Genomic DNA, 17,458 nt, shown 5'->3' with positions numbered 1-17,458 from the left:
GAGAGGTTACTACTAATGCCCGACTCAGTACAACTGATATTTCGAGAAATCGACCAGTTTTTTATGCAGCAAGGGAAAGTCTACGAAACCTTACAAAACGTCTCACGAAGCCTCTCAAAAGCGGGCATTGAGTACGCAGTCATCGGTGGTATGGCCTTAGTTATACATGGCTATCGCCGAACCACTCAAGACGTAGACTTATTGCTAACTCCCGAAGGACTTGAAACATTCCGCACCGCCCTTGTAGGGCGTGGGTTCGTCCCCGCATTCACAGGCGCTACCAAAATGTTTAAAGACACTTCCACCGGAGTCTCCGTTGAAATCATTGTCACCGGTGAATATCCCGGCGACGGCAAACCAAAGCCCGTCAGTTTCCCAGACCCCGCCGTTGTCTCTGTGGAAAGGGATGGCATCAAGGTGATTGAGTTAGTCAAACTGATTGAACTCAAATTAGCCTCTGGCTTAAGTGCGGCCGGGCGACTCAAGGATTTGGCCGACGTACAGGAGTTGATTAGGGCGCTATCCTTACCCCTTGAGTTAGCGGATGATTTGAATGAGTCGGTGAGGGCTCAGTACCTTCGTCTTTGGGATGGGGTTCAAGATGTATAACAGCATCAAAATTGTATAAGGGGCGGGTTTATAGAATTTGTCGATACTTATCAAATATCTCGGCGAACCCGCCCCTACAGCACTTAACATGATACAATTTCCAATCAATAAAGAAATAATATTAAATCCTCCTTCCCCGTGATTGATCAAACAAAAATAAAAATATTCTGTATCCTAACTTACATCTGTGGCTTTCCCACTTTGGCAACTGCCCAAATTGTCCCCGATGCCACTCTACCAATTAATTCCACAGTCACCCCTAACGGCAATACCTTCACCATTGAAGGCGGCACAGAAAAAGGGACAAACCTTTTCCACAGCTTTCGCGAATTTTCTGTACCCAGCGGCGGCACGGCATTTTTTAACAACGTTAATACAATTCAAAATATCTTTACTCGCGTCACCGGCCGGTCAATTTCTAACATTGACGGCATCCTCAAAGCTAACGGCAATGCTAACCTATTTATCCTCAACCCCAACGGCATTATTTTTGGTCAAAATGCCAGCTTAAATATTGGTGGCTCCTTTTTAGCTACAACTGCTAATAGCATCAATTTTGCTGACGGCAGTTCATTCAGTGCCATCAATCCCCAAACAACTCCTTTACTAACTATTAGCATTCCTACTAGCTTGCAATTTGCCGGGACACCCACAGAGATCCGCGTTGAGGGCCCCGGCCACAACTTTAGCTTAAATGATATTGAGAAATTAGATAGAGGCGATCGTCCTGCTGGCCTTGCAGTAACACCGGGAAACACTTTAGCGATCGCAGGTGGTAATGTCATCCTTGATGGCGGAAACCTGATTGCTGAAGGCGGGCGGATTGAGCTTTGGTCAGTCAGCAACGGTCAACTGAACTTAGATACCAGCGGACAGATAAAAATCGCAGCCCAGCCAGCCAATGAATATGCCGATATCCAACTCGTTAACGCAGCATCCGCCGACGCTAGTGGCCCTGGAGGTGGAACCATTCAGGTACAGGGCAGAAATGTCAGTCTGACAGGCGGTTCCACCATCTTAACCATCACTGAAGGAGCGCAGCCGGGAAGCTCTTTAACTGTAAATGGTTCTGAGTCTGTAGAACTGATCGGTACGACAACCGAGGAACGCCCCTTTTTCCGCAGCGGCTTGCTGACAGACACTCAGGGTGATGGCAATGGCAGCAATTTAACCATTGATACGGGGCTGTTGACTGTTCGGGAGGGAGCCGTCGCCCAAACTTCTACCTTTGGTGCTGGCAATGCTGGAAATTTAACTGTCCGAGCTAGGGATCGTGTGGAAGTTCGCAGTCCTATAACAGATCCTGAAGTGATTATAAAGACTGGCGGTTTGTTTTCTGGAGTCGCTCTAGGTGCAACGGGAAACGGAGGCAATTTAATCGTTGAAACGGGACAGTTGCTTGTTCAAGATCAAGCTCAAATTTCTACCAATACTAGAGGTGTTGGCCGAGCGGGAGATTTAACTATCAACGCTACCGATTTGGTGCAACTAACAGGAATAAGCGGCTTATTTACGAATGCAGAAGCAGAAGCAACAGGAAATGCCGGAAACTTAACGATTAATACCAGACAGTTGATCGTCGAGGAAGGTGCTGAGATATCAACATCTGCTTTTAGCTCTGATAATGCAGGAAATTTGCTAATTCGCGCTTCCGACTCAGTGCAGGTGAGGAACGGCGGCGGCATATTCGCTCAGGTCGATGACCAGGAAACAGAAGAAAGAGAAATTATCCCAGCAAAGGGAAACGGAAGTAATTTGACAGTGGAAACCCGAAGGTTAACAGTGGAAAGTGGCGGTCGCATCTCTGCAACAACCTTCGGCGAAGGGTCAGGAGGAACCTTGACAGTTAGAGGTATTGGCTCAGCAGAAGCAGAATTAGTGGAAGCGATCGGAGCCTTGACAGCCGATGAGCCGAGCAGGTTATCTGCTACCACCCAAGGAATCGGTGCTGGTGGCAATGTCAGTATTGACGCGAGGCGGGTAGTTATCCGGGATGGAGGGCAGGTGACAGCGTCTACTTTGGGTACAGGGCCAGGAGGTAGTATCACTGTTAATGCTACCGACTCGGTAGAATTGAGCGGCATTGGGAAGACAGAAACAGGTGAAGTAATGCGGACAGAAGAAGGCGAGCCACTCCGTAGCGGTTTGTTAGCTCGATCGCGGGGCGGTTCTGGTGATGCTGGGAGTTTGAGTATTACCACTCAAACGTTAAAGGTTGAGGATGGCGCAACGCTGACAGTCAGTAGCCGCTTGGGAACACGGACAGCAGCAGCAGGAAACTTGGAGGTTAAAGCAGGCGATATCCGTTTGGACAATGGCATTATTACGGCAGAAACGTTTAATGGCGATCGCGGCAACATCGACCTCAACGCCTCAAATTCCATATCAATGCGTGACAACAGCAATATTACCGTTACAGCCACTGGCATTGCTACAGGCGGCAATATCACAATCAATACCAGAACCTTAGCTGCGGTGAAGAACAGCGACATTGAAGCAAATGCAGTCAGCAGCGCCGCCGGTCGTGTTGAAATTACAGCCCCAGAAGGCATTTTTGGAACTCAATCGCGCCGTGCAGGAGATCCCACATCTAACTCCACCAGCGACATCACAGCTACTTCCCAGGCCGGGCCACAACTCGACGGTGAGGTAATCTTAAATACTCCCGACATTGACCCCACCCAAGGAGCCGTTCAGTTACCAGATACGATCGCATCTCCTGATAATGTAGCCCAAATTTGTCCCGGTCAACAGCGGCCAGGAGAAAACAATACTTTCACCAGAACTGGGCGCGGCTTACCCGCCAATCCAGGGGAAACTCTCACCACTGGCTCTGCAAACGTGGGTTTAGCGGACGCTGTAACGCCTGTAGAGCAGCGTGCGAGGACGGCTACACCCCCCCAGGCGGTTCGCCCTACTCCTCGCTTCCTGGCCGCTCAAGGTTGGGCTGTTAACCGGAAAGGGGAAGTCATTTTTACGGCAAATCCCGCTATTGTTTCGCCTTACAGTCCTGTCATTTCTACCCCTAATTGCAATGTTCAATAACAGAAAAGATGCGATCGCTAAAGGTAGGGACGCATTACTAAAGGCGTGTCAATTTAACGTCAAACCGAGAGTCCGACAGGGGTTAAAACCCCTGTATCATAGCTTAAGTCCTCGGTCGAGGACTAATAGGTTTGATGATTTTCTTGTTAGTCCTCTAGTGTCATTGAGTGTCAGCTTATTAGCAAATACCTTGACTGCGTTGCCGCTGAAGGCGCAAACTGTTTTATCACCAATAGAAGAGTTTAATATAGGCGATCGCACTGACTTAATAAGTCAGGTTCCTAATCCCACAGAACCCTTAGCACCACAAACCACTCCTTCGCCACAAAACCCGCCATCTTCCCAACCATCTCCCACCTTGGAAGAAAAAGGAAGTGAACCTAATTCTGATACCAGTCAAGTTTACGAGTGTTCCTTCCCAGATCCGTCATCAAAACCGCGATCGCCTACAACTCAAAAGCCGGAAGAGAACCCAACTGAGGGAGGAATAGATGCGATCGCAATTACTAATTTTCGCTTCATTGGCAATACAGTTTTCAGTCAGGAAACCCTGGAACGAGAAGTTATTTTTAGTAAATTCCCAGAATTAGATATCCATACTAAGGGATTACAAGAAACCCAAATTACTTTTGCCGAATTGCAACAAATTATTTCAGAAATCACAAAATTTTATAATGACAAAGGCTATATTAATTCTTATGCCTACATTCCCACCACCGCAGAGGAACCCAGTCAACGATTACAAAATAGAGGCACAAAGGCTGGGGAAGTTATTATTAAAATCGTCGAAGGTGGATTAGAATCAATCCGAGTCAGAAGAACCTCTAGGCGACATCGCCTCAACCTTAATTATATATGTAGTCGTTTAGCTAAGGCCGCCCAACCTTTAAATAAGTCTCACTTACTAGATGCCCTAAGATTACTCGACCTCGATCCCTTAATTAGAACTATCTCTGCTGAATTAGTTCCTGGTTCCCAGTTACATAGAAGTATTTTAGAAGTTAAAATTGAGGAAGAAAAAACCCTCAGCGCTGGCATATTATTAGATAATCGACGATCTCCCAGCGTCGGCAGTTTTCGCCGCCAATTACAACTTAGCGATGCTAATTTATTAGGTCAAGGAGATGCTTTAAGCCTTGCTTATACAAATACTGATGGTAGTAATGCCTTTGATTTAAACTATACATTTCCCTTAAATCCTAATAATGGTACGATTAATTTAGCCGCAGGCACAACGGATAATAATGTAGTTGAACCACCATTTCAAGACTTTGACATCAAAGCCAAGGCACAATATTTAGATATCACATTGCGTCAACCTTTGTTGAGGACTCCTAGAGAAGAATTTGCTATCGGTTTAACCGCTGCTTGGCGGGAAGGTCGCACATCAATTTTAGGTGAAGATTTCCCCCTCTCTCCCGGCGCAGATGACAAAGGCAAATCGCGCATATCAGCTTTACGATTCTTTCAAGATTATACACTAAGAAGTAACGATCAATTATTAGCTTTTCGTTCGCAATTTAGTTTAGGATTAGGAGTATTTAATGCTACTATTAACAATGAAGCTCCTGATAGCCGATTTCTGGCATGGCGGGGACAGGCGCAATGGATTCGCCGTTTACGAACCGACACTTTTTTGTTTGTTAGCAGTGACATACAATTGGCAAATAGAGCGCTTTTACCTCTGGAACAATTTGGTCTTGGAGGTTTTAATAGCGTCAGAGGCTATCGTCAGGATCTCCTTTTAAGTGATAATGGAATTTCAGCATCAGCCGAGCTAAGATTTCCTATTATTGGCAGATCGGATCGAGGGTTAGGCGTTTTACAAATTACTCCTTTCATTGATGCGGGAAGAGTTTGGAATAGTTCGGGTCGCGAGAATGTTTATCCGCAAAATTTACTATCAGTGGGAACAGGTTTAAGGTGGGAATTAAGTAATAGCTTTACAGCTAGTTTAAACTGGGGTATTCCTTTAGTTGATGTGAAGTCTAGGGAGAGAACATGGCAAGAAAAAGGGTTACATTTTTCAGTGCTATCCAGATTTTCTTTTTAAAATCTGTAGGCAAAATCAAGAAGCAAAGTACACAACTTTTTATCATCTTATTTGTGACAGTATGGGTATCACTTATAGCCATAAATGTCCAGGCTCAATCGACTTTTAACGGTGAAGCATTACAGTCAGCAATGGCGAAGGATTCAGATCATAAATCTCTGCTTTTAGCCAGTGAATTACCTGCCGAAATGCTTAGTCCCTACTCTAAGGAGAATGCAAGCGAATCAGAAAAGTTAGCAAGGGAAAGTTATGCACTTGGCAATTTTGAGGAAGCAGTAAAATATTGGCAGCAAGCTATTTCTGCCTATGAAATGAAGAGAGATTGGTTAAATCAAGCTATAGCTTTGAGTAATCTTTCGTTAACTTATCAACAGCTTGGGCGTTGGGAAGATGCAAATAGTGCCATTAAAAATAGTATAAATTTGTTGCCAAAAGAGTCAGATACAAATTTATCGGCAGAATTAAAAGCTATTGCTCAAATTCGCGACATTCAAGGAGATTTACAATGGGAACAAGGGCAAGTCAATACTGCTTTAAAAACTTGGCAGGAATCTGCTAATATTCATGTGAAATTAAAGGATGAATTAGGCTGGAAGCGTAACTTAATTGCTCAAGTTAAAGCCATGCAAGAATTAGGATTTTACGAGCAAGCTTGTCAAGTATTAATTCCCGTGATGGGATTGGAAAACCAAGGAAATTTCACAATTCCTAAGCAAAGTTGTCAGCAGTTAACTGATAACTCAAATAAAGTTAAAGAAAATGAAGTTAAAGAATCTAAAGCTAAAGAACCTTTACTATCAGAGCAATTAGAAAAATTAAAATCCGTTAGTTATAATTTAAACACTCTCCAATTGACAGGAGTACGTCTGATGGGTGATGTGTTGAGAAAACTTGGCTATTTAGATAAATCTCTAAATTTGCTAGAGGAAGTTAAAACATTAATCGATCGGCAACAATTACCCGAAGAAAAGGCTTTAGTTTGGCTAAGTTTAGGCAATACCTATGAATCTTTGGGGAATAGAAACGAATTTTTGTCTGACGCTGACGCTTCTGAGTCTGGAGTAAATGGTAAAAAAGACTATTATTTAGATGCTTTAAATTCTTATCAGGAAGCGGTCAAGATTGCGGAAATACCGCAGATAAAAATTCAGGCACAATTAAATTTATTCAGCCTTTTATCGGATTCAAAAGTTAAAAATAACGTCAACTTTAAAAAAGAAGCTGAAGATTTGTATTTGGCGATTGTATCTCAGTTAAATAATTTGCCACCAAGCCGCCAGAAAGTCTATGCTGAAATTAGCTTAATGAAAAGCTTATCTTCTCAACTGAAAAATAAAGAGTTAAAGGATATTCCGAATGAGTCATGGCAAGAAATTATAGAATTAGGAGAGCAAGCTGTTAAATTAGCTAAGGATTTAGATGACGATCGGGCAACAGCTTATGCTGTGGGTAATTTGGGTAAGATTTATGTGCAGAAAGAGCAGTGGTTAGAGGCTCAAAAACTTACAGAAAAAGCTTTACTTTTATCACAGAATGTGAAGCAAAATTGGCCGGATCTTACCTATCAATGGCAGCGGCAATTAGGGCAGATTCTCCGGGATAGGGAAGAGAAAGATATTGACAGTGCGATCGCAGCTTATACGGCGGCATTTAATACCTTACAATCGGTACGGAATGATTTAGTCCCAATTAGTCGAGATGGGCAGTTTGATTTTCGCGATCAGATAGAGCCTGTTTATCGTGATTTGGTAGATTTATTGTTGCAAGAGGAGAAGCCGGAGCAGAAGCAGAAAAATTTGAAGCAAGCTCGGAAGGTGATTGAGGCGCTTCAGGTGGCTGAATTGGATAACTTTTTTAGGGAAGCTTGTATACAGATTAAAACTAAAGAAATCGATAGCATTGATCGGACAGCAGCGGTGATTTACCCCATTATTTTAGAGGATCGCTTAGAAGTTATTGTATCCCTACCAGACAAACTACTACATTATCAGCCATCTGATACACCTCGCGAAACAGTAGAGGAACTTGTGAAAAAGTTGCAAGAAGAATTGAGGGTAGTGGGTGAGCGTGCTGAAGTTCCAAAAATTTCTAAAATATTTTATCGCTGGTTAATTAAGCCTTTTGAGAAAGACTTAAGAGAATACCCAGATATAAAAACATTGGTATTCGTCTTAGATGGTAGCTTACGCAATATTCCAATGGGGGTACTATCTGATTATGACGAGACCACGAAAAAAGGCACTTATTTGATCGAAAAATATGCTATCGCTTTAGCTCCAGGTTTACAACTAATTAGTCCAAAGTCCTGGCAACCAGAAAAGTTGAAAGTTTTAATGGCTGGTGTGAGTGAACAACGGAATTTTCCTGGGAGAATGATCTTCGCCCCGCTTCAATATGTAGAGCAAGAATTGGGAAGTATCAAAAAAGAGTTTCCTAATAGCGAGAAGCCACTGATTAACCAAGATTTTCTGAAAAATACTTTAAGAGACAAAATTAACTCTTTTAGTTCCTCAGTAGTTCACATCGCAACTCATGGAGAATTCAGTTCCGATCCTGAACAGACTTTTATTGTTGCTTATGATGACGTGATCCAGAGTAAAGAGTTAAGCGATATATTGAGTATAAGGCCTGAAAACAAAGGTAATAGTATTGAATTATTGGTTTTGAGTGCTTGCAAAACAGCTAAGGGCGATCCCAGAGCCGCACTGGGTTTAGCAGGAGTCGCTGTCCGTTCAGGAGCACGCAGTACATTAGCAACATTATGGTATGTTGATGATAAATCTACAACTGAACTTATGATTCAGTTCTACAATGAAATAAAAAAACCTAATGTTAATAAAGCTGAAGCGCTCCGCCACGCTCAATTATCGCTTATAGCAAAACAACCTGATCCCTATTATTGGGCTCCTTTTGTTATGATTGGCAATTGGTTATAAGAATTATATTTTTATTAGGACTACCTAATACTTATCAACCTTTAGCGGGGGAGTACGGGACCAATTATATTTTCTTCCTTAAGCTCTTCTAACTCCAGAGTTTTTAAGATGTTCATCCAGTCATTAGGTCGACTGCGAATCTGCGCTAAATCAGGCATATCATACCAAAGCTGATTAGCAATATAGATGGGAGCGCGATTTTCTATCTTTGCAGTCTGCAACTGAGCGTCAAGTTTTTCCTGAGCAACCCGTTGCACTGAACCTTTACGAAAAACCATATTAGGCTCAGATGATTTTTCAGATGAGCAATAAAGTCGGAAGTACCAGTAATAGGTCTTATTAACCTCTAAAGGTTTTTCCTCTTTAGGAAGTTGAACGCTAACAATCCCTGGGTTTTCATGTAGCTTAAAGTCTAATTTATAGATCCGATTTCCTTCTGAATCTTCTAAAGAAAAAGTCCCATAGCTAACGCTTTGATTGCTGTAGGGAACATAAAACCAGAAAGTCGGATACCCGGTAATTGTTGAGGCTGAGTAATCAGAAGCAGGAAGAGGTAACAAAGGGGTAAAAAGTAAGCCCGTTGTATCTTCACAAGACCCACGAGTACCTCCACCAGTGTCTCGTTCGGGTCTACCCGTTACAGGTGGTCTTTGGGACTCAGAAACTATGAGATTGTTTAAACTAAACTGCACCTGTCCCAAAACTAAGCAGTTTGTCACGTTAATAAACGCCAGTATAAAAGCGAAGGTGAACTGGGTTTTTATCATAGGTGTTTTATGGACTCTGCTATTTGTCTTTACTAGAAGTATTGTAAACTATTAAACAGCCACTAGTACCTAAAAGAGCGAATCCTGATGGTACAAGTGGTAGTACGCATCCTATTGTCAACAAAAAGAGTAGACAGACTCCATATAAAATACTGACTAAGACTACTTGAGCTAATCCCAAATGTAGCTGCGATTGGAAGCGTATAGTACAAAAAATCCCTATCATAGACCAGATCCAAATCAAGAGAGTATCACCCCACTGAGGTAGAAACCACATGAGAGGTATACGATCCTCAACAGCAGTAAGAATTTGACTCACCATCTGAGCAAAAAGTATTACGCTGGAGATTTCTTGGTTGTAAGGTGTATTATATTCCTTGTTGCCCCTAGTTGGATCTGTAACACCAATTAGAACAATTTTATCCCTGATAAAAGATGGATTAACCTTGTCATTGAGAACTTCCATAAGTGTGACTTTTTCCGCAATGTTAGTAAGAGATTTGCGCGAACGATAATTCAAAATTATTTGAAATCCCTCCATTTTTTGTTTTTGATAAAAACCTTGATTTGTCTCTATTTTTTTGAAGTCAGTTGTACCAAGTTTCCAATTATTTTCTGTGATAAAATGTAGTGGAAATTTTGTGAAAATTCTCTTACCCTGACCATTTTGTTTGTTCTCAAAATAATGCAAGGCTAGTTTAAAACTAAGTGAATAGAAGGTTTGGCATTGAGAAGAGGGGTACGGTTGCATAGCTAGTAAATGTCGCCGTCTTGTCCCATCAAAATCTTTTACAAAATCGTCAAATCCTGGTCTATCATCGGGTAGATTTGGTGGTGGTGCGATCCCTTGAGGGAGTTTTTCCAAAGGAAATCTACATATAGGAATTACAAGTTCGTGTTGCTGTAAATATTTAATTAACTCAGCACGTCCTTTACCTTCTGGGACATCTCTCAAGATATCTAAACCGATAGTTCGCGGTTTGTACTTATTTAATTTTTCTAAAGTCCGAACGATTGTTTTATCGTGTAGGGGATATTCATTATTCAATTGTTTGAAATCATCGGCAGTAGCTTGAACAATTAATAAACGGGAATCTAGCCCTTTATCTGGCATTATCTCTGTTAGTTGATCAAAAGCTTTTTTTTCTACGTTTTCTAACAATCCCACCCACCGCAATCCCATCACCACACCTGTTACCAACAAACTTATCATCAAAACCGCCCGCAAATTCGACCAAATGGAAACAGGCTGACGCTCTTTTTCATTCCCTTTTAATAACTCAATCCAAGTAGGAGGTTCAACACTGGGATCTTCATAAATCATCGGCAACCAACTAGCACAGGGATACTCACCTTCCATACCATGTAGCCTTTCCCGCGCCTTCCTAACTGAGTCGCACAAACACTTCTTTTCCCTAGCAAAAGCCTCTAAAAAATACTCCAAAAACTTCTGAGCAACTTGATCAGGCACTCTTTCTCGCATGGCAATTACGGCTGGAATTTGTAAGGAAGCTAGTTCATTTACTAATCCCATACCATCACAGGAATTGAAAATTACTAATTTTAAACCGTGCTTAATTGCATTTGCTAAACCATTCTTTAAATCTGCAATTGTGATAGTTTCTGTTTCACTTATAGCCAGTTTTCCCTGACTATAATCAGGATTACTAGAACTGTGACCAGCAAAAAATATAATATCCCACTTACGTTCCCATAACTGTTCGTTAAGATTGTGCCTGCTAGTAGCAACTAAAGTCTCAATCTCAGCATCATTATGGGCAATTGATTCTTTTAATAATATCAAATCTGCCTGAACATCTATTTTTGTACTGTCTCCCAAAATTGCCAGAATCCTCACCTTATTTTTAGGGTTAATGCGTTGAGAATCAAATTCTTTATTAGTTAAACAGCTAAAGATTGGCTCAATTTTAAATTCATCAAGTATATGCCATAAATGCCAAGGGAATCCCCACAAATAAACATCATCTGTTTGAATCATTAACCTGACATTGCCTCGATTAGCGCTCAATACTTGTAAGAGTTTATCTCTGACTGCTCGAAAAAGACTATCTCCATCATCTAGCCAATTGTCCACAGCATTTTTTACAGAATTAGCTGACTCTTGAACTGATACTTTTGTAATTATTCCTTTTTTTGGTATATGTTCTAATGCGCGAGTAATAGGCTCTAATTCGCGAAACAAACCACAGCCCAAATCACGTCGAATTAACTGCAACTCATTATAGGCTTTCAGAAACTCTGTCACAGGTGGAAACCACCCTCTACTTTGGATAATAGTGGAGTTAATGCTATCACCAATTCTGAGGTTAACAGGATAACGTTCCTGGCTGTCAGCATTACCTATTTCCAAGATTAAGAATTTGCTCATTGCGTTTAACCTTCTGATACTAATTGAATTAAATGGTAAAATCTTCTATGACGTTAACTCCTTGCCAAGCAATTTTAACCTGGAAATAATCGCCAATAGCCGCCCTAAATTCATATTGAAGGTGATCGGTAATAGTATCCGCCTGTTCTTCCCAAAAAACTTCCCCCTCTTCATCTAAGACAATTAATTCGAGATTGGCGGGTAAAGTTTGCGATCGCACGGGACATACGCGCAAGTGAACAGTGCTTTTATCACTTGCTTCAGGTAAGAGAGTTACTACTAGCACAACCCGAACTGTATCAAGCTGTATTTTTAACTCAATAATCTTACCAACTCTCACCCCCGCTGCGGAATTTTCAGGCTCAATTTTTCCCAAACTCACAGCAGCTTGGCGGCGCAAACTATCATCTTGGGTAATTTGCAGCAAGTGAGTAAGTGCGGCGATCGCTTCAGCATTTCCTGGTTCAACACGACCTAATAATTCAGCGGCCCGCCATTGATTCCCTTTATTGCGGTGATCCTGCAATAATTCAATCAGTGTCGGAATTTTATTCTGACTTTGAGAATGGCCATCTCGATAACGTTCAGCCCCTTCTAGTGCATAAACTAAATTAGGATCTAAACTTCCTAAAGATTCTATCATTTCCCCCACTGTTTGCCAGCCAGCTTGCCAATAATTCTTGGCCCGCTGAAGAAGTAAATTTTCTTGAGATTGACTGGGCGCAACTAATACAGCAGCTACAACAGGTAAAGCAGTTACATCATCATCAAGTTTTCCTAAACGCTTTTCATACAAATGTTGCCTGTATTCATCATTTGCCAAGAATGCCGCCCACCGATCAAAGGAAACTCTCAGCCGTGGAGAATAAACCGATGAATCGCCCAAAAGCTGTAGTAATTTTTCCGCTTCTACTTTAGATAAGCTTGGTAAGGGTGAGACTTTTGCTTGCAAATTTAACCCTATAGTAATTTGCATGACAGTGAGAGATTCTGTTAACTCTTCAATGGCTAAAGAATAAGTGCGATCGCTAATACTATATCTCCCTTCAGTCTTCAGTTGACGGTGGGTAGCAAAGCCACATATTTCTATCCAAAACTCATCCTCATCCCCATCTAAATTAACCTGGACAGCAAGGTAATAATCAGCACTCCAATTAGGAATATCAACCCACTCCTGCGGCACACACAATTCCTCTAAATCTCCCTCATCACTGGGAATTAATACCAGTCTAGTTTCACCGATTTGAATTGCAGTTCCATTTACCACTTCCCAAATACTAGCAATATCCTGATAGTGCCAGACTGAAGGTTGAGACAATATTTCTTCTTCCAACCATTCTGATAGCCAGTTCAAAAAAGCTGGTAAACAAGCACCATTGAGATAAGCATTATAGCGAGAAATGGGATTAGAATGATGTTGAGCTTCTTCCCATGCAGTTTCTTGATCTGCTTGGTCAATTATCAACCGTAAACGGTAGGAATTATCAGAATCAAAAGGCTGTAATTGGTTTAATTGAAACATTTTCTTATTCTCCTTTTTTACAATTCATCAAAGTTTGTAAGCATTCTTGAACAATACTATCAATAGTTTGGGAGATATCTTCACCCCCTACAGGTAGATTTGGAGTTCCACAAGCAGCTAAAATTTGAGCTTGATAAAACTTCTCTAGCCACTTTTCCACATACTCCTTTACCCAGCTATTAAGTAGCTTAATTAAATTTGCCTGTAATTTTTGCTGAGCTTGAGAGATGATATCATTTACCTCTGATAAATCTATACTCAAATGACAGGCAATTTTCTCTGCTGCTAATCCCTCGCTGTAGCGGAGGCGTAAAACTTCTTGTTCTTGAGATTCAAGTTTTTTAATTGCTTGAACTAAAGCCACTTGAATTAAATCTGAGTGCAAGGGAGCGCGGTAATTTCGCTGTAACCATCCCCCTACATAATTGGCAACCCATTCATGGGGTTGGGACATTTCTACCATAGTTTTTAGTAGTTTAATCTTAATGGTATCAAGTCGTCGAGAAATGCCTGACTGGCCAACTTGCAATTGTTTTGCTACGTCCGTTTGGTTAAATCCAGCACCGTAATAAAGTAAGAGAATTTTGTGCTGAACTGGTTTAAGACTTTCTAGCTGTTTGCGAAAAGCAGAGTTAGTTCGGTTGAGTAATTCTCTTGCTGCTGTACCAGAATTTTCAGCTTCTGCGATATTGGCATTTTCTAGCTGGGACTCATCCAACAATCCTTCACGACCTTGTTCCTGAAGCGCTTCTATAGAGAACTGAGGATTGATGGATTTGGGGTAATTTTGTAAGGCAGCAATGCAGATTTTCATCCAAGCTTGCATTTGCTCTCCGCTAATGTTTGAACCTGCCGAGACTTCATGGGGTGCTGAAGGCAGATACTTTTCAGCATTGTAACACTCAGCAGCAGCCTGAAAGTCTTCGCTGTCAGGATCTGGCCATTTCTTCCCTGTTTTCCGAATCGCGGGATTATTAACCTTGTTAAAGCGATAAACTTTTTTAAAGTATTTGCGTGCAAAGATAAATTGAGAAATGTAAGGTTCTTGATATCCACCTCTTTGCAGTGCTTCCTGAAGCTCTATATCACTTTTGTTAGCTAGCAGTCGCCAGCGCGAAAATTTACCAACACCTGCTTCTGATTTGATAACTTTTATCAAGGTTTGCTGAATGTAGGTATTAAGAGAAGTTTGAAGAGAAAGGTTATAAGACCGTAACAGCCTAAAAAGATTGTCGAAATTGTAAATAAAATCGCGAGCGCAGCAGAGATATTCATCCCAAGGCCAATCGCTTGACTTTGACCATACTGTTCTAGCAGCGTGATAGCATTCTGTTTCAAAGTAACTAGCCAAGTGCTCTAAAGCTAGTATTTTCCTATTTTGTGGCTCCCATTCTTCGGAGTCTGACGAATTATTAATCGCTATTTCTCTCCAAAATTCTGCTAAATTTTTACATTGATTAGGCTGGCTGCACAAGTGTAAAAGCTCCTGGTTTCGTTCTTGGTATAACTCAAAGTTGCGTTTAAGATGAGCATGATTTTGCCACTGAATCACTGGGTGACTATTGCGGGTAGTCAGCATGAGATAGGTGAAAAAATGCTCGGTGTTATCTCGACGCTCAGGTAGTCTGGGAATGCTTTCCTGGTTAAAAGGGTTGGGCATTTTAGCCGATTCTCCAAGAACAATAAAGGAAAAATTGATCTACAAGTTTTTAGTTTAAACTTGATTTACCTTGTCTAAAGCGATGCCAACGGCCGATGGCTACGCGATCGCAGGCTGTTCGCCAGTATGAGGCTAGAGATGTTTCTGAGTGGCAATTGAGGAACGGTGCGATCAGTTTGAGCATAGAGGCTGTGAGAGAACTCTGGAAGTGTGCTACTGACTTATTGGCAATGCCAGCCGACATTTATGAGGGTTGCCCTGAGTTGTGGAAGCAGCATTGTCTCTGAGTAAGGCGCTAGCAGTGCATTTGTTGCTTGCCCACACACTGAAGCGGAAAGTGGAGTTGGTGTCTAACTCTTGAGACATACAGCAAATTGCAGGTTGATGAGGTCAACTAAAAATTGGAGTTTAGACTACACGGTGCGATTTCCTTCGGGATAGCTTCGCTTCACGCACTCAAGTTTCCCGATCGGGAAAAGCAGGCAAGTGAGCTTAAGTGAAGTTTGAACAATTACAGGAATTTCGGAGGGCAAGCTTATCAATGCCTTGGGAAAGCCAAAGATGCTACTTTTGAACTAGCCCTTTAACAGGCGAGCGAGGAGTAAATGTAGAATCACCCCTAAAAAGGAAAACAGGCTAGTTACAAGCGATTCTGAGAGGAGTTTTTTTGAGGCGATCGCACCTATATTATTCAAGAGCCTGCTTCAATCACTCTCACAAAGCCCTCAGACCTAGTCGATCCATTACTATCTTGCTATCAAAATAGCTTACTACTTTTGAAAGCACTATCACTACAACCCTACTTATAGCAAGTTAAATCAACTCATAATAGTTTGTCACGCCACAGCTTTCAAGCTATAATGATATCAAACTAGCAAGTAGCACCAATGTTCGTAGTTAGCCTTTTATCAAGAAAAGGAGGGTCGGGAAAGACAACCCTTGCCGTCCACTGGGCAGTCGTTGCCGTAAAGTGCGGCTTGAGTGTCGTATTGGCAGACATGGATTCCCAAAAGTCCTCAGCATCTTGGTTTAACAAGCGAGAAGCTGAAACCCCCTTACTGATACAGCCCCAACCGTCCAACATATCTGACCACATTCAAGCTTGCCTTAAAGGTGGCATTGACTTGGTGCTTATAGACACTCCCCCTGACATTGACACAAACGCCGTCCATGCGGCTAGAGTCTCAGACTTGGTAGTAATTCCGGTGCGGCCTTCTGTACTGGATTTGGAAGCGATCGCAGGTACAGTCGAACTGGTACGAGGAATATGCAAACCCGCAGTATTCGTCCTCAACCAAACACCACCCAGGTCAGGCGTTACCGATGAAGCTAAAACCGCCCTAGCTGCCTACAGTTTACCCATTTGTCCTGTGGCGATCGCCACTCGCATTGCCTACTCACGGGCTTTGATTGACGGTAGGGTAGCGAATGAAATTGAGCCAAGGGGAAAAGCCGCGATTGAGATTAAACAAAGTTGGAACTGGATTGCGAAACTGTTGAAAGCAGGGAGTAAGTAAATGTAGGAGACCGCAATCATAATCGCTCAAGACCGCAATCAGGATTTTATCGAGACCACATTAAATGAAACTAAACCAAAACTTCAGACCAAATTAAACGCCACCCAGACCACATTAAATGCGACCAGACCACAATCATGTAAACGAGACCAGATTAAATACAACTATCCTCCCAGACCTCAAACAATCAAACTCAGCCAAACTCAAACCCCGTTCTGGCAAGCAATTCAGCCATTAGCAAAGCCTTGCTTGACTCACAACCAAGCTGCATTACGCTCAAAGTGGCAGTCCCGCAGCTACCATTTGTGCGTGTAATTCACGCACACGCACAGGGTCTAATTGTCCCCGAAACCATAACTTAATCTCAGCAGGTTTAGCATTAAACTGTTCAGCCAAACTGCTGACATCGTAACCATGCCTTGTCAAAGTCGGTTCCAAATCATCAATTTGCTTAGATAAAATTGATTCAACAATTGCCAAACTTACAGGCTTTTCCCCCAAGAGATATGCCGATTCAAAAGCCAATGTCAAATGCTGTTCAATTTGTAGCGGTGTCCTCAATCGTGTCGCCAGTAAGTCGATAGCTGTGGCCTCTATTACATCAGTAATCTTAGTATTTTCTTGAATACATTTAGACAACAACCATTCAATATACTCTCGCTGAGACCCGACAATACCCTCCAAAGAAAAAATAGTAGCTCGATACCCAATCTCTTCCATAGTTGGACGGCATAAATTATTCTTCAGTTTCGGATGACCCGCCAGCACCACCGACAAAATTCCCCCACCATCTTCAACCACTTCAATCAAGCGTTTAAGCCCAGTTAAGGTATTATAATGTAAGTCATGAGCCTCATCGACAAACAGCACTACAGGCTTTTTACCCTTCCTAATCAAATCCCGCAATTCTCGTTCCCGTTTTTCACCAATTGAGGGAATTTTGATTTCTTTATCTCTTGA

11 protein-coding genes are annotated in these 17,458 nt (G+C 42.0%); 6 read left to right on the top strand and 5 right to left on the bottom strand.

Going from position 1 to position 17,458, the window contains the following annotated elements:
- Window positions 1-15: 15 nt before the first annotated feature.
- The 4 genes from PY364_RS11195 to PY364_RS11180 all read left to right on the top strand — a co-directional run bounded on the left by PY364_RS11195 (window position 16) and on the right by PY364_RS11180 (window position 8,643).
- On the top strand, window positions 16-609 hold the full coding sequence (locus tag PY364_RS11195) for a nucleotidyltransferase family protein (protein WP_275522564.1): 594 nt from the start codon (window positions 16-18) through the stop codon (window positions 607-609).
- A 138-nt stretch (window positions 610-747) separates the two neighbouring features.
- Window positions 748-3,654 (top strand): filamentous hemagglutinin N-terminal domain-containing protein, encoded by a 2,907-nt coding sequence (locus tag PY364_RS11190; RefSeq protein ID WP_275522563.1) that lies wholly within the window; start codon window positions 748-750, stop codon window positions 3,652-3,654.
- Complete coding sequence (locus PY364_RS11185; RefSeq protein WP_275522561.1) at window positions 3,644-5,707, top strand: ShlB/FhaC/HecB family hemolysin secretion/activation protein; 2,064 nt, start codon at window positions 3,644-3,646, stop codon at window positions 5,705-5,707. The genes PY364_RS11190 and PY364_RS11185 overlap by 11 nt, the downstream gene beginning before the upstream one ends.
- Window positions 5,656-8,643 (top strand): CHAT domain-containing protein, encoded by a 2,988-nt coding sequence (locus tag PY364_RS11180; RefSeq protein ID WP_275522559.1) that lies wholly within the window; start codon window positions 5,656-5,658, stop codon window positions 8,641-8,643. The genes PY364_RS11185 and PY364_RS11180 overlap by 52 nt, the downstream gene beginning before the upstream one ends.
- Window positions 8,644-8,684: 41 nt before the next feature.
- On the opposite strand, the gene PY364_RS11175 is transcribed toward PY364_RS11180, so the two are convergent.
- The 4 genes from PY364_RS11175 to PY364_RS11160 are packed head-to-tail and all read right to left on the bottom strand — an operon-like array spanning window position 8,685 to window position 14,981.
- Entirely contained in the window at window positions 8,685-9,410 is a 726-nt protein-coding gene (locus PY364_RS11175; protein WP_275522557.1) for a DUF928 domain-containing protein, read from the bottom strand.
- Window positions 9,411-9,429: 19 nt separating this feature from the next.
- On the bottom strand, window positions 9,430-11,799 hold the full coding sequence (locus PY364_RS11170; protein WP_275522555.1) for a CHASE2 domain-containing protein: 2,370 nt from the start codon (window positions 11,797-11,799) through the stop codon (window positions 9,430-9,432).
- Window positions 11,800-11,827: 28 nt separating this feature from the next.
- A complete protein-coding gene (locus PY364_RS11165) occupies window positions 11,828-13,321 on the bottom strand; it encodes a DUF1822 family protein (RefSeq protein WP_275522553.1) in 1,494 nt (497 codons plus the stop codon).
- A gap of 4 nt (window positions 13,322-13,325) precedes the next feature.
- Window positions 13,326-14,981 (bottom strand): sigma factor-like helix-turn-helix DNA-binding protein, encoded by a 1,656-nt coding sequence (locus PY364_RS11160; RefSeq protein WP_275522552.1) that lies wholly within the window; start codon window positions 14,979-14,981, stop codon window positions 13,326-13,328.
- Between the two features lie 95 nt (window positions 14,982-15,076).
- On the opposite strand from PY364_RS11160, the gene PY364_RS11155 reads away from it, so the two are divergent.
- Complete coding sequence (locus PY364_RS11155; RefSeq protein ID WP_275522551.1) at window positions 15,077-15,268, top strand: hypothetical protein; 192 nt, start codon at window positions 15,077-15,079, stop codon at window positions 15,266-15,268.
- 600 nt (window positions 15,269-15,868) lie between these two features.
- Window positions 15,869-16,498 (top strand): ParA family protein, encoded by a 630-nt coding sequence (locus tag PY364_RS11150; protein WP_275522550.1) that lies wholly within the window; start codon window positions 15,869-15,871, stop codon window positions 16,496-16,498.
- Window positions 16,499-16,774: 276 nt separating this feature from the next.
- Here the strand turns inward: PY364_RS11150 and PY364_RS11145 are convergent.
- The coding region (locus PY364_RS11145) for a hypothetical protein (protein WP_275522549.1) at window positions 16,775-17,458 on the bottom strand (684 nt) is incomplete at its 5' end.

Origin of the sequence: Kamptonema sp. UHCC 0994 (assembly GCF_029167235.1) — a bacterium.
GTDB lineage: Bacteria > Cyanobacteriota > Cyanobacteriia > Cyanobacteriales > Microcoleaceae > Kamptonema.
The sequence above is the reverse complement of the archived record's forward strand: the minus strand, read 5'-3'. Positions and strand labels throughout refer to the sequence as shown.

Excerpts from the sequence above, each read along its gene's own strand:
- PY364_RS11185 (WP_275522561.1), top strand. The coding sequence starts at position 3,644 with ATGTTCAATAACAGAAAAGATGCGATCGCTAAAGGTAGGGACGCATTA.
- PY364_RS11175 (WP_275522557.1), bottom strand. The coding sequence starts at position 9,410 with ATGATAAAAACCCAGTTCACCTTCGCTTTTATACTGGCGTTTATTAAC.
- PY364_RS11150 (WP_275522550.1), top strand. The coding sequence starts at position 15,869 with ATGTTCGTAGTTAGCCTTTTATCAAGAAAAGGAGGGTCGGGAAAGACA.
- PY364_RS11170 (WP_275522555.1), bottom strand. The coding sequence starts at position 11,799 with ATGAGCAAATTCTTAATCTTGGAAATAGGTAATGCTGACAGCCAGGAA.
- PY364_RS11180 (WP_275522559.1), top strand. The coding sequence starts at position 5,656 with ATGGCAAGAAAAAGGGTTACATTTTTCAGTGCTATCCAGATTTTCTTT.
- PY364_RS11160 (WP_275522552.1), bottom strand. The coding sequence starts at position 14,981 with ATGCCCAACCCTTTTAACCAGGAAAGCATTCCCAGACTACCTGAGCGT.
- PY364_RS11195 (WP_275522564.1), top strand. The coding sequence starts at position 16 with ATGCCCGACTCAGTACAACTGATATTTCGAGAAATCGACCAGTTTTTT.
- PY364_RS11165 (WP_275522553.1), bottom strand. The coding sequence starts at position 13,321 with ATGTTTCAATTAAACCAATTACAGCCTTTTGATTCTGATAATTCCTAC.
- PY364_RS11155 (WP_275522551.1), top strand. The coding sequence starts at position 15,077 with ATGGCTACGCGATCGCAGGCTGTTCGCCAGTATGAGGCTAGAGATGTT.